This window comes from Shouchella rhizosphaerae, assembly GCF_900142675.1.
In the GTDB taxonomy this organism is placed as follows: Bacteria; Bacillota; Bacilli; order Bacillales; family Bacillaceae_D; genus Shouchella; species Shouchella rhizosphaerae.
In genome coordinates, this window is sequence record NZ_FRBS01000003.1 from 145,335 (window position 1) to 157,923 (window position 12,589).

10 protein-coding genes, 2 tRNA genes and 1 other annotated feature are annotated in these 12,589 nt (G+C 45.9%); of the genes, 3 read left to right on the plus strand and 9 right to left on the minus strand.

The window, feature by feature from the left end; genetic code table 11:
• Positions 1-16: 16 nt before the first annotated feature.
• The 3 genes from ilvN to ilvD form a co-directional block, all read right to left on the minus strand.
• Positions 17-535, minus strand: a complete 519-nt coding sequence (ilvN, locus tag BUC05_RS09780; protein WP_035201833.1) for an acetolactate synthase small subunit — start codon at positions 533-535, stop codon at positions 17-19.
• Complete coding sequence (gene ilvB / locus BUC05_RS09785; RefSeq protein WP_011247488.1) at positions 532-2,262, minus strand: biosynthetic-type acetolactate synthase large subunit; 1,731 nt, start codon at positions 2,260-2,262, stop codon at positions 532-534. The genes ilvN and ilvB overlap by 4 nt, the downstream gene beginning before the upstream one ends.
• Positions 2,263-2,350: 88 nt before the next feature.
• Positions 2,351-2,593: a binding site (T-box leader), on the minus strand.
• Positions 2,594-2,597: 4 nt separating this feature from the next.
• On the minus strand, positions 2,598-4,262 hold the full coding sequence (gene ilvD / locus BUC05_RS09790; protein ID WP_011247489.1) for a dihydroxy-acid dehydratase: 1,665 nt from the start codon (positions 4,260-4,262) through the stop codon (positions 2,598-2,600).
• Between the two features lie 293 nt (positions 4,263-4,555).
• Between ilvD and BUC05_RS09795 the strand changes: the two genes are divergently transcribed.
• The 3 genes from BUC05_RS09795 (at position 4,556) to BUC05_RS09805 (ending at position 8,403) form a co-directional block, all read left to right on the plus strand.
• The gene (locus BUC05_RS09795) at positions 4,556-4,966 is read left to right on the plus strand and encodes a hypothetical protein (protein ID WP_011247490.1); all 411 of its coding nucleotides are present in this window, start codon (positions 4,556-4,558) and stop codon (positions 4,964-4,966) included.
• A 317-nt stretch (positions 4,967-5,283) separates the two neighbouring features.
• A complete protein-coding gene (locus tag BUC05_RS09800) occupies positions 5,284-6,741 on the plus strand; it encodes a glycosyltransferase family 2 protein (protein WP_142237549.1) in 1,458 nt (485 codons plus the stop codon).
• A gap of 132 nt (positions 6,742-6,873) precedes the next feature.
• A complete protein-coding gene (locus tag BUC05_RS09805) occupies positions 6,874-8,403 on the plus strand; it encodes a multicopper oxidase family protein (RefSeq protein WP_035201837.1) in 1,530 nt (509 codons plus the stop codon).
• Between the two features lie 239 nt (positions 8,404-8,642).
• Here the strand turns inward: BUC05_RS09805 and BUC05_RS09810 are convergent.
• The 6 genes from BUC05_RS09810 to BUC05_RS09830 all read right to left on the minus strand — a co-directional run bounded on the left by BUC05_RS09810 (position 8,643) and on the right by BUC05_RS09830 (position 12,399).
• Positions 8,643-8,719, minus strand: a tRNA-Arg gene (locus BUC05_RS09810).
• A gap of 5 nt (positions 8,720-8,724) precedes the next feature.
• Positions 8,725-8,798 (minus strand) — tRNA-Gly (locus tag BUC05_RS09815).
• A 507-nt stretch (positions 8,799-9,305) separates the two neighbouring features.
• On the minus strand, positions 9,306-9,815 hold the full coding sequence (locus BUC05_RS09820) for a metallophosphoesterase family protein (protein ID WP_035201840.1): 510 nt from the start codon (positions 9,813-9,815) through the stop codon (positions 9,306-9,308).
• Positions 9,812-10,408 carry an XTP/dITP diphosphatase gene (locus tag BUC05_RS21125; protein ID WP_035201843.1) on the minus strand — a complete coding sequence of 199 codons (597 nt, stop codon included), beginning with the start codon at positions 10,406-10,408 and terminating at the stop codon, positions 9,812-9,814. The genes BUC05_RS09820 and BUC05_RS21125 overlap by 4 nt, the downstream gene beginning before the upstream one ends.
• 3 nt (positions 10,409-10,411) lie before the next feature.
• The gene (gene rph, locus BUC05_RS21130; RefSeq protein ID WP_011247495.1) at positions 10,412-11,164 is read right to left on the minus strand and encodes a ribonuclease PH; all 753 of its coding nucleotides are present in this window, start codon (positions 11,162-11,164) and stop codon (positions 10,412-10,414) included.
• Between the two features lie 101 nt (positions 11,165-11,265).
• A complete protein-coding gene (locus tag BUC05_RS09830) occupies positions 11,266-12,399 on the minus strand; it encodes a GerMN domain-containing protein (RefSeq protein ID WP_011247496.1) in 1,134 nt (377 codons plus the stop codon).
• Between the last annotated feature and the right edge of the window lie 190 nt (positions 12,400-12,589).

The window sequence follows — 12,589 nt, forward strand, 5'->3', positions numbered from 1 at the left end:
TTTTTATATGGACTCGCTAATTAATCAGCGTTAGTCTTGACGTATCGGTGCTAGCTTTAGAGCTGCGATTAACAGCAGTCACGCCAGTGCGGGCCAGTTCTTGGATCCCATATGGTTTGACTAATTCAATAAATGCTTCAATTTTTTCGTTATTCCCAGTAATTTGCAATGTCATCGACTCTTTGCCGATATCGACTGCTTGCGCCCTGAATGTTTCAGCAAGGGAGGCGATTTCGCCCCGTTGTTGGGGCGTGGCTCCTACGCGGACAAGGGCAAGTTCACGCTCGACAATCGCTTCATCGGTAATGTCTTTAATCTTTAACACATCGACTTGTTTATGAAGTTGCTTTATCATTTGCTCGACGTTTTCCATCGAGTCGACAAAAACCACAAATGTCATTCGCGAAATCGTTGGATTTTCGGTTACACCGACAGTGATGCTGTCAATGTTGTACTGCCTTCTTGCAAACAAGCCTGTCATGCGGTTTAGCACGCCTGATTTGTTGTTAACGAGTACGGTAATCGTCCGTTTCATGATGGCTCTACTCCTTCCATACAGTGGTGACCTGTGCCTGGGCAAACCATCGGGTAGACGTTTTCTTCTTTGGCGACACACACTTCCAACAATACCGGACCTGGATGCGCCAATGTTTCAGCAATCGCTTCGTCCAGCATCGACAGTTTGTCGACCTTTACCGCTTTAATGTTATAAGCTTCAGCGAGCTTAGCAAAGTTAGGCTGGATTGGGAAAAGCGAATGGGAATAGCGCTCGCCATGAAAACGTTGTTGCCATTGCCGTACCATTCCAAGGGAAGCATTGTTGACAATCACAATTTTGACTGGCAAATCCAGTTCTTGCAAAATCGACATTTCTTGAAGCGTCATCTGAAAGCCTGCGTCACCAGTAATCGCCAATACCGGCAATTCCGGTTCAGCAATTTGCGCCCCAATTGCCGCTGGAAACCCGAATCCCATAGTGCCAAGACCACCTGATGTAATCCAGCGATTTGGTTTGTTAAACTTAAAATGTTGCGCCGTCCACATTTGATGCTGGCCGACGTCCGTCGTAACAATCGCCTCACCCTTTGTATGTTCATACAGTTTTTGGATCAGCTCCTGTGGCTTAATAACTTCCCCGTCGCGATGAAACCACAGCGGATAATCTCGTTTCCAATCGCTAACTTGTTTGCGCCACTCGTCGTGCTCATCTATAGCCCCGCTTCCTTTCACTAGCATCGCTAAAGCCTCTTTTGCATCCCCTACTACCGGAATTTCGACATGAACGTTTTTGCCAATTTCAGCAGGATCAATGTCGATATGGGCAATACATGCCTCCGGAGCAAAATGTTCAAGGGCACCAGTTAATCTGTCATCAAAACGAGAGCCAATGTTGATCAAAAAGTCTGATTTGTGGAGCGCCATGTTTGCAGCATATGTTCCATGCATGCCGGCCATCCCGAGATGCAATTCCTCTTCGCCAGGAAAAGCGCCTAGTCCAAGCAATGTTTGAGCGACAGGGATTTGAAATTTACGAGCAAATGCAGTTAATTCCTCACTTGCTTGTGCATGGAGGACACCAGCGCCGACAAGCAGGACTGGCCGCTTCGCTTCTTTAAACTTATCCAGAAGCTTGCGAATTTGCTGCTTATTCGGTTTAACGGTTGGTTGGTAGCCAGGCAAATGGACAGGTTCCTCATAATCAAAGATTCCCAGTTTTTCCGAAATATCTTTCGGCAAATCAATCAATACGGGTCCCGGCCGCCCGCTTACCGCAATATGAAACGCTTCTTTGACTGTTTGCGCTAGTTCTTCTATGGAACGGATTTGAAAATTATGCTTCGTGATCGGCATTGTAATGCCAAGCATATCGGCTTCCTGGAAAGCATCGGTACCAATCACTTTTGTAGCCACTTGGCCGGTGATGACGACCATTGGCAGCGAATCCATCATCGCATCCGCAATGCCTGTAACGACATTTGTTGCTCCTGGTCCCGAAGTGACGATGCAGACGCCTGGCTTTTGGGTAATGCGCGCATACCCTTCAGCCGCGTGGATTGCGCCTTGTTCATGGCGGGCTAGAATATGGTTCATTCCTAATTTATAAATCTCATCGTATGTTGGTAAAATCGCTCCGCCTGGATAGCCAAAAATGACTTCGACTCCTTCGCTGGCAAGTGCTTTTAATAAAATCTCAGAACCTGTGCAAACAGCCTGCTTGTTTTCAGCGGCTTGTGGCGTTGCCGCTTCATTGGAATGGATCATGTCTCTCGCGCCTCCCTTAGTTTTGATTTTCTATTTATTTATTTTCCGCCAACAAAAAAGACTTTCTGCGCGCCCATGCTGGGATCCAGCAAGGGGCGAGAAAGTCTTCACGCGGTACCACCCTTTTTCGCTAACAATGGTTAGCCTCTAGCAAGCCGAAATCCGGCTTGCAGTTTTTATAACGAATGCGTTCACAGCATCCGGCGCTCTTACTACAATGTTCAGAGACGCACTCAGAGGTGAGTTTCATTTAAGCTTTAACACCGTTTTCCAGCAACCAACGGCTCTCTGTAGATAAAGCAAAAATTACTTTCCTCTTCATTGTGTTATCGTTATTAGATTTTCATAACGCCGCCTGTATTGGCTGAAGTAACAAGTTTTGAGTAACGGGCCAAATAGCCTTTTTTGACTTTTGGTTCCGGCTCTGTCCATCCTTCACGGCGTTTTGCTAACTCTTCTTCGCTTATTTCCCACTCAATTGTGCGTTCGATTAAATCGATTTTGATCATGTCGCCATTTTCCACGAAGGCGATTGGCCCGCCTTCTGCTGCTTCCGGCGATATATGCCCGATTGAAATTCCTCGTGAAGCGCCGGAAAAACGGCCGTCCGTAATGAGTGCAACTTTGGTGCCAAGCCCTCTGCCTTGAATGGCTGAAGTCGGTGCCAGCATTTCTGGCATTCCAGGACCGCCTTTAGGGCCTTCATAACGGATAACAACAACTTGCCCTTCTTTCACAGCGCCGTTATTAATTTGCTCTTGCGCTTCTTCTTGGGAATTAAACACGATCGCTTCCCCAGTAAATGTTTTAATCGAAGGGTCCACTGCACCTACTTTGATGACAGCGCCGTCCGGGGCCAAATTTCCATAAAGGATTGATAGACCGCCGACTGGACTATACGCAGTCTCTTTCGTGCGAATGACATCGGTATTTGTTATTTGAGCATGAGCGACATTTTCATAGAGTGATTTTCCTGTAATGGTGATCCGGTCGCCTTTGACCGCTCCCATTTCAATCAGCTCTTTCATGATCGCAGCTACACCGCCCGCCTTATGGACGTCGTCCATCGAGTAATCAGAGGCAGGGCTAATTTTGCAAAGGTAAGGCACTCGCTCAGCCACTTCGTTGATACGTGTCAAATCGTAGTCGATTTCGGCTTCATTGGCAATGGCCAATGTATGGAGCACTGTATTGGTAGATCCCCCCATTGCCATATCAAGGGCAAAGGCATCGTCAATTGTTTCTTCGGTAACGATGTCGCGTGGGCGAATATCTTTTTCAATCAAATTGATTAAATGCTTCGCTGCATCTTTAATCAAGTTATGACGTTCCGTAGATGTAGCGACAAGCGTTCCGTTTCCTGGAAGAGCCAGACCGAGCATTTCCATAAGCGAATTCATTGAATTGGCTGTAAACATTCCAGAACAAGATCCGCAAGTTGGGCAAGCTAACTGTTCAATTTCAAGCAGCTCTTCCCTTGTCATTTTTCCTGACGAAAATGCGCCTACTCCTTCAAATACGGATACAAGTGAAAGGCTTTTTCCCTCTTTAGTACGGCCTGCTTCCATCGGACCACCAGAGACAAAGACCGCAGGCACGTTTGTGCGTACAGCCGCCATCAGCATTCCTGGCGTAATTTTGTCGCAATTCGGTATATAGAAGACGCCGTCAAACCAGTGGGCATTGATGACTGTTTCGGCAGCATCACAAATAATTTCCCTGCTTGGCAGCGAATAACGCATGCCGATGTGCCCCATCGCAATTCCATCATCTACGCCGATTGTATTAAATTCGAAAGGAATGCCTCCGGCTTCAATAATGGCTTCTTTCGCCACTTCTGCAAATTTATTCAAATGCATATGCCCTGGGATGATGTCAATATAGGAGTTGCAGACGCCGATAAACGGCTTATCCATATCCTCTTCTTTTACGCCGGCAGCCCGCAAAAGGCTTCGGTGAGGCGCTCGATCGATCCCTTTTTTAATCATGTTGCTTCTCATCGAATCGCTCCCCAGTTCACTCAGTCTCTCTACTTTAATAAATTCCCGTTTTCTCTCGTTTCCCAAAAGGAGTTCCTTTCGAGAAAGACATCTGTTTTTATTAAACTATTATTGCAATTTACTATACGCTTCTTCTGTTTTGCGGTCAACCGTTTTTTATCATAAAAAGATCGAAAATTTCGTTGAATGCGCTTCCAATGTGAACAGGCCGCGTTTTTTGTTTTTTTATTTTTTTACTGAAAAAGGCTATAAAAATCGGAAAACCGGGGATAGTAAAAAAAGGGGGTGTTTACATGAATTTCTTTTATAAGCGGGTAAAGAACACGCTTGTCAAACTGCCATTCCTGGCCAAATTTTTAACAGATCGGCATAGGCCATCCCTTGTGCTTGTTACGAACCATTGGGAGCAATGCCCAAATGAGCCGGAACGCCAACTTTGTAGAGCGTTGCAGCAGAGAGGCTATTACGCTTCCCCAGAATACGCAATTGACCATCTGTCGATTGATGTTGCCCTCGTTCCTTATCGCATAGCGCTGATGCGCGACACCACTCTCACACAAGAGCGAAAAATCGCTAGGTACCTTGAAAGAAAAGGCTGGACGCTCATTTTTTATGACGATAACCAAATTGATGGAAATATCGATCGACTCTTATATGAAGTGGACACGCTTGTTCACCCGCCAAAAAACGCCTCACTTACATAAGGCGTTTTTTTCGTTGTCATTTTCATCTTTTCACTTCATCCATTGCCCTTTTCCTGTTCCTCTTTTCCCCTAATCATGACGAATGCCTCTACTCCCATCTATTCGACTAAAAAAATTCCATCTGTTTTCTATCAAGAAATGAATTACCTTTTTAATAGAGCGAAAAGATTGATTATCGCAGCAGGAGAAGCAATCTATTTTTAAGCATAGTTATTTTTTACTACGTATCGATCATAAACATCAAACAAGCATACACGGAAAATGGGGGTAGAGAATTGAGCACAGAACATTTGCTTCCAATTACAAAAAATGCGTTTATGAAACCAAGAGTGGTTGCCTTCATTCCAGCACATAATGAAGAACAGTCGATTCGCGATTGTTTAGAAGGGTTAGCAGACCAGCAATTACCGGCAGGGGTTGACCTTGATGTGATCGTCATTGCCGATAATTGCACAGATCGTACGGCAGAAGTGGCCTTACATTGCGGGCAAGACCTCAATTTGCAATTGATCGTGCTAAAAACGAGAAACAACAAAAAGCGAAAAGTCGGAGCATTGAACACTGCTTGGAAAAGCTTGTATGGCGATTTATTAGACATTCACGCATCCAACTTAAGTCCGTACCAACAACTTTACAATAAATCGGTAAAGGCTATTTTAGGAATGGATGCAGATAGCAGAATGGCACCTGGAGCGCTTTTGCACCTGTGGGAAGGCTTAATGAGTGCCCGAAATATTGGCGGGGTAATGGCCAAGTACACGATGAGAATGCCTAAAAAGCTAAAAGAACTTTCTTTGGACGATCCATACTATGAAGAAAAAATCGCTAGCGGCCAGTATGGGAACCCCTTTACTAGATGGTGGACGCACCAACAAAAACAAGATATGGCCAGTTGGCTTTTAACATTGCAATATAACGGGGGCAGCACTTACGTATTAGGTGGGCAAGCGACGCTCTTTCGGCCAGAGGCACTCCATGATATTGTGAACCGAAACAATCTAGACGGACCGTGGCAAGATGATAGTGACGTCGAAGATATGCTACTAACTTGGCAGCTGCAAAAAGCGAAATGGAAAACGCTGATCAGCCCAAACGCTCGCTGCTTTGTTGACTCGATGAAGACATACCACACGTTCCGCCAGCAACGATACAAATGGGATTCCGGCACAATCGATTTGCTTACGAACAGCGAATTGGACATAAAAACAAAGCATCGATGGCGGATTTGGAGGGCGCAGTTTAGGTCATTGCTCGATTTAACGATTCGGATCTTGTTGGTCGTTTTGCTCGCTACTTCCCTTATTACTGCTCAGTTCTCCTGGAATTGGATTTGGGTCATTCCTATAGCAGTCGCCTCTCTCCTTAATTTGATTTTGGCCGTAAAAACGCCAATGAGAAGGCCAATCGATGTCATGCTTTCTGGCACGGTCATAAGTGCTGAAATCTATTTATGGGTGAAATTATCGATTTTTATTCATATTTGGCTAGACAAGCTTTCCAAAAACAAAAAAGACGGCTGGCATAATCAATACAACGCTGAGAAAGGACAAACACGGAGCAAACTGTTCGAATGGTGGTTTGTTCTTCTCATTTTGTTAGCTTTAATCGTTTTTGCAGCGTTCTATTTCAGGGATTTTTTCACTAGCTCCAAAGTGGTTGCTTTGTCAGCACCTTACTTAAAAGTCGGCTGGACGATTTTGAGCTATTTCACTGGATGGGCTACATTGTTAATGCTTTATCAGTTGTGGACATTGCGCAGGAAATACAAGGCCTAATTGCCCGAATCCGTTCTTCGGATTTTGCGGTTTTAAGAAAAAACGCTTTACCTATTTAGTGAAAGCGCCCAAGCAAAACCGTCAAACGGAACATTCCATATACCACTACCTACATGACAGGAGCGGATTTTTATGGAATTAGAAAAATTTGTCGACCCTATGCCTATTATGAAAACAGCAATCCCTAAAAAAACAAGCAAGGATGGAGACTATTACGAAATTGAGATGAAGGAGTTTTCACAAAAACTGCATCGGGATTTAAACCCGACTCGCTTATGGGGGTATGATGGCCAATTCCCTGGCCCCACGATTGAAGTGATGCGGGGAAAACCAGCTCGGATCAAATGGATGAACAACCTCCCTGATACCCACTTCCTTCCGATTGACCGATCGATACACCACGTTGCCCATGAACCAGAAGTCCGCACCGTCGTCCATTTGCATGGGAGCGAAACGACACCAGCAAGCGATGGCTACCCTGAAGCTTGGTTTACAAAGGATTTTGCAGAAGTGGGATCTTTTTTTGAACAAGAAACTTATGAGTACCCAAACGACCAAAGGGCTGCCACCCTCTGGTACCATGACCATGCGATGGGAATTACACGCCTTAATGTATATGCAGGGTTGAGTGGTCTATACATTATTCGTGACCCACGAGAAGAACAGTTAAACTTGCCAAAGGGAGAATTTGACATTCCATTGCTGATTCAAGACCGGTCTTTTAACGACGACGGCTCTCTCTTCTACCCAGCCCAGCCAGCCAATCCCGCGCCAAACTTGCCGAATCCGTCGGTCTTGCCGTTTTTTGTCGGCGATACGATTTTAGTAAACGGAAAAGTTTGGCCTTACTTGCAAGTTGAACCACGGAAGTACCGACTTCGCATTTTAAATGGATCCAATTCACGTTCCTACCAGCTAGCCCTTGATTCAGAAGCACCCTTTTATCAAATCGCTTCAGACGGCGGTTTGTTAAGAAGGACTGTTTCTTTGCAGGCATTCGATATCCGTCCAGCCGAACGGATTGAAGTCATCATTGATTTCAGTAAATTCGAAGGCCAAACGATCACACTGAAAAACAATGCAAGCACTGACGCCACAGCGGATGTGATGCAGTTTCAGGTCGTTCTTCCCTTATCCGGAGAAGACACAAGCATCATTCCTCAAAACCTATCTTATATCCCGTCGCTTCAGCAAAACGACGTCAAACGGATACGAAACTTAAAAATTTCTGGGACGACGGACGAGTACGGCAGGCCTCTCCTTTTGCTCAATAACAAACTGTGGAGTGACCCTGTTGAGGAAAAACCGTGTTTAGGAACGACGGAAATATGGTCATTCGTCAATGTCACCAACGTCCCCCATCCCATGCATATCCACCTAGTCCAATTTCAACTCTTGGACCACCGGGCGTTTAACGTTGAGCTGTACAATGAAAATGGCCAAATCGAATTAGTGGGGCCGACTATTCCGCCTAAAATCAATGAGCGAGGCTGGAAAGACACAATCACTGCCCCTGCAGGGCAAATCACTCGCGTCATTGCCCGATTTGCGCCGTTTTCCGGGTACTATGTATGGCACTGCCACATTCTCGAGCATGAAGACTATGATATGATGCGTCCTTTCGTTGTTATTGATCCGAAAACAGAGAAGGAAAGGCGATGAGGGGGGAAGGAGGTTGCCCCTGGCACCTACCCGATTGCCAGGGGACCTGTGTTTAATGTCTGCTATCCTATTTAATCGAAAAACCAAAAATTTCATCTTTCACAAAATAAAAAACTTCCAAACCATACAATTGGAAGTTTCATTTATGTAACGATATTTTTTGAAAAAGTATTTCCTTTAGTTAGACACCTTTTCGCTTTTGTCAGGCCTGAATTTATTAGGTTTTCTATGTTATAGAATGGCGTCCCAGGAGAGATTCGAACTCCCGACCGACGGCTTAGAAGGCCGTTGCTCTATCCTGCTGAGCTACTGGGACATGATTGGAGCGGGTGAAGGGAATCGAACCCTCATCATCAGCTTGGAAGGCTGAGGTTTTACCACTAAACTACACCCGCATATTAAATTAAGCTATTTTCTTTATTTCGAGCACCGTACTTTATGCCTCTTCCTCTGCTGGCTTAATCGACGAAGCCAATGCGTCGAGGCAACTCGGGGCTTTTTCATGGATGTGTTGCTCGTGGCTGAGGTTTTACCACTAAACTACACCCGCATTTTTATTAAGCTATTTTCTTTATTTCGAGCACCGTATATCATGCCTCTTCCTCTGCTCGCTTATTCAGCGATGTTCATGCGTCGAGGCAACTCGGGGATTATTCATGGATGTGTCGCTCGTGGCTGAGGTTTTACCACTAAACTACACCCGCATTTTCATTAAGCTATTTTCTCTATTTCGAGCACCCTATACCATGCCTCTTCCTCTGCTCGCTTATTCGATGAGGCAACTCGATGCCTATTGTCGGTGACCTTATTATGTAGATGCAAAGCGCCGCTTACAGCAGCGACGCTTATAACTATACAGGACATTGAAAAGATTGTCAACCATTATTTGCAAAAGCAACCCTTTAGAGCGTGAAGTGCTTGTCCAAGTCTGTTGCTTTTTTGCCAGCGGTTGTCCAATAGTTGATGTCGACATGTTCGTTTCCGATTGTTAGGCAGCAATATGTGCCTTCAGGGTACTGTTTTGGTAGGCGAACACTGCCAGGATTAATGAGGATGACACCATCCTGCTCTTCTGCCTGGGCAATATGGCTATGGCCGTAGATGGCGATGCGTGCGCCTTTTTCTTTTGCACGGTCGATTAGTTTCGCAAGCGTCTGTTTAACGCCATGGTGATGGCCGTGGGCGATGTAAGCGGTTGTTCCTTCCCATTGGCATTCTAGCTCATTTGGAAAAGAAGAGAACACATCGCAATTGCCCGCAACCACATTAACCCCAGCCAGTTCTGGCGCGTGTTCAGGCAGTTCTGAATCGCCGACGTGGATGACTTGGTCCACCTCATGTTCGTGGCGGGAGATAATCGCCTTTAGCTGATCGGTCCAGCCATGGCTGTCGCTGATGACAAGAATATTCATTTCGGCCACACTCCCTCGATTGTTTCTTTTAAGGCTGTGAGGGCACGGGCGCGGTGGCTGAGCTGGTTTTTTGTTCCGGCTGATAGCTCTGCCATTGTTTGTCCGTGGCTAGGTACAAAAAAGATCGGATCGTAGCCAAAACCATTCGAGCCCGTTGGCTTTTCGGTAATGCGGCCTTCGCAAGCTCCTTCGGCAAAAATCGTTTCTTTTCCTGGTTCAGCCAATGCAATGACACAAAAGAAGCGGGCGGTACGCTTCTGTGTCGGAACACCATCAAGCTCCGAAAGAACTTTGTCAATATTGGCTTGGTCGTTCTTCGGTTCACCAGCATAGCGAGCAGAGTATACTCCTGGTTTGCCGCCAAGGGCATCGATCAGCAGTCCTGAATCATCGGCAATGACCGGTTTTTGCAAATAGGCAGCCAGCGTTTCTGCTTTTTTGGCGGCATTCTCATGGAATGTGTCGCCGTCTTCAATAATCTCAGGGACTTCAGGGTAATCATAAAGTGATTTGACTATGTAACGATCCGTAAACAATGTTTGAAAGTCGGCAAGTTTGCCTTTGTTTTTTGTTGCTACAACCAATTCGTTCAATGTTCATGTCCCCTTTTTTTCTTCAATCCAACTAGCTGCCTCGCCAAGAAACGGGCGTTGGATGTGAATCAATTGGTCAATGCCCTCTGCAGCGAGGTCAAGGAGCTCATTCAATTCACTGCGTGTATAAACAGCTTCTTCTCCACTGCCCTGCACTTCAACAAAATCGCCTGAACCTGTTTGGACGATATTCATATCGACCTTTGCCTGCGAATCCTCGCTGTAACACAGATCACACACCGCCCCTTCTTCAGGCAAAATGCCGACAGATATAGCTGCTAGAAAATCAGTAATCGGCCAAGCGCTAATTGTTTTTTCAGCGAACGCTTTTTGAACTGCGAGCACAAGCGCCACATAGGCACCTGTAATCGATGCGGTTCGAGTACCGCCATCTGCTTGGATAACGTCGCAGTCGATCCAAATCGTCTTTTCACCGAGCTTTTCTAAATCGACAACTGCCCGGAGAGCCCGGCCGATCAGGCGTTGGATTTCCATTGTACGCCCGCTCAATTTGCCTTTTGCGGCTTCGCGAATCGTTCGCTGGCCTGTCGCTCGTGGCAGCATCGAATATTCCGCCGCTAGCCACCCTTTATTTTGCCCACGTAAAAACGGGGGGACGCGGTTTTCAATGCTTGCTGTGCATATCACTTTTGTATCGCCAACAGAAATCAGTACAGACCCTTCGGCATGCTTTGTAAAATGAGGAATGATCTCAACCTCTCTTAGTTGATTTTGTTTTCGGCCGTCTTGGCGCATTTGTTTTCCTCCTTAGCAATGGAAAGCCCTCCAAATTGTATCGGCTCTAGTATAACATACCTAAACAGGCGCCTGCATATGCAAGCGCCTTGTCTGCTTCCCTATAGCGGCTTAGCATTCACGAGCTCAGGGCGAGTGACTTCTTCCACTTCAATGCCCGCCTCATTTACGCCTGCCTCTCCGTTCACTTGGATTGACACTTTTTCGATGCCGCCTTGCTCTGTTAATGTGAGCGCTAAGCTTTCCAATACACTAGTCGGAATCGCGCTGCCTTCGTTGGCCGATTGAATGGCTTCGTTAAAGTCTAAGACGACTTCGCCATTTTGCAGTTTAGGTTCATTAAGAAGTTCCACATCGCCTGACATTTCCGTTAGCAAATTTGTCATGAGCGATGGCCCGTCAATCAATTCATTGATTGCCGCCTCTAGCTCATTGTCGACATTTTCAACCCTTTTCGTTACCGGTACATAGTATGTGTCCTCGTCATTTGCCCCAAGGAAATAGAGGGTAATGTCCGTGCTGTTGGTAAAGTCGACTACTTCGCTTGTGTCGACATTTATGCCGTCTGCGCGACTTAGGTTTCCGACAAGCGGTTTCTCACTTTGTGGCATTTTATCGAGCTCATAACCGTTTACTTCGACTTTCACTTCTTCAACGTCAGGAAATTGCGTCAATGTCCAGGTGACAGCCTCAAAAATCTGCTTTTCATCTGCAAGATTGTAGTCATTAAACTCGCTTGAAAAATTGACAATCGCCAACTTTTCTTCTTTTAAGTGGTCGATATCGACTTCCGTTCCTGCTGGCAAGACGGCCCGGAAGCCGTTAGGAAGAATATCGTTGATTGGTCCCCCTTCTACTAAATACTCAAGCGCCTGTTTCATCACACTGTCTGTTTTTGGAAGCGTCAACGTTTGCGGGACGACTAGGCCATTGCTATCAATTAAATAGAGCTCTCGCTGATTTAATGATTCGGCAGCTTCATCTGGTGTTGTTTCATCTGTTGAGCCTGTTTCCTCCCCTGTTTCTTCCCCTGCTTCGCTTTCATCGGCTTGTTCTTCCGTTACATCCTCTTCAGGTTCATTTTCTTCGTTTCCAAAATCCTCTTCCGCATCCGTGTATGTGACTGGCGGTTCATCGAGTGTGTCCACAGCATCATTGGCTCCAAGTGAACAGCCCGTAGTAGTAAGTGCAAGTACAACAACAAAAGGCGCGCTAACTCCAGCTAATTTACGCATACGTTTCCCTCCCCAGAATGGTTGTACTTCCATATATACGAGCTTTCTCTCAGATTAGACCAGCTTGTTTATACCTTGAATAAAAAAAACGCCTCCCAAAAAGGAGGCGTCAGACTATAGACAAACGCTCGCATACTTCGTCGTTTGCCTCGGTCATATGCTCATGAACCCTCGTTCTATTCGCATCTTC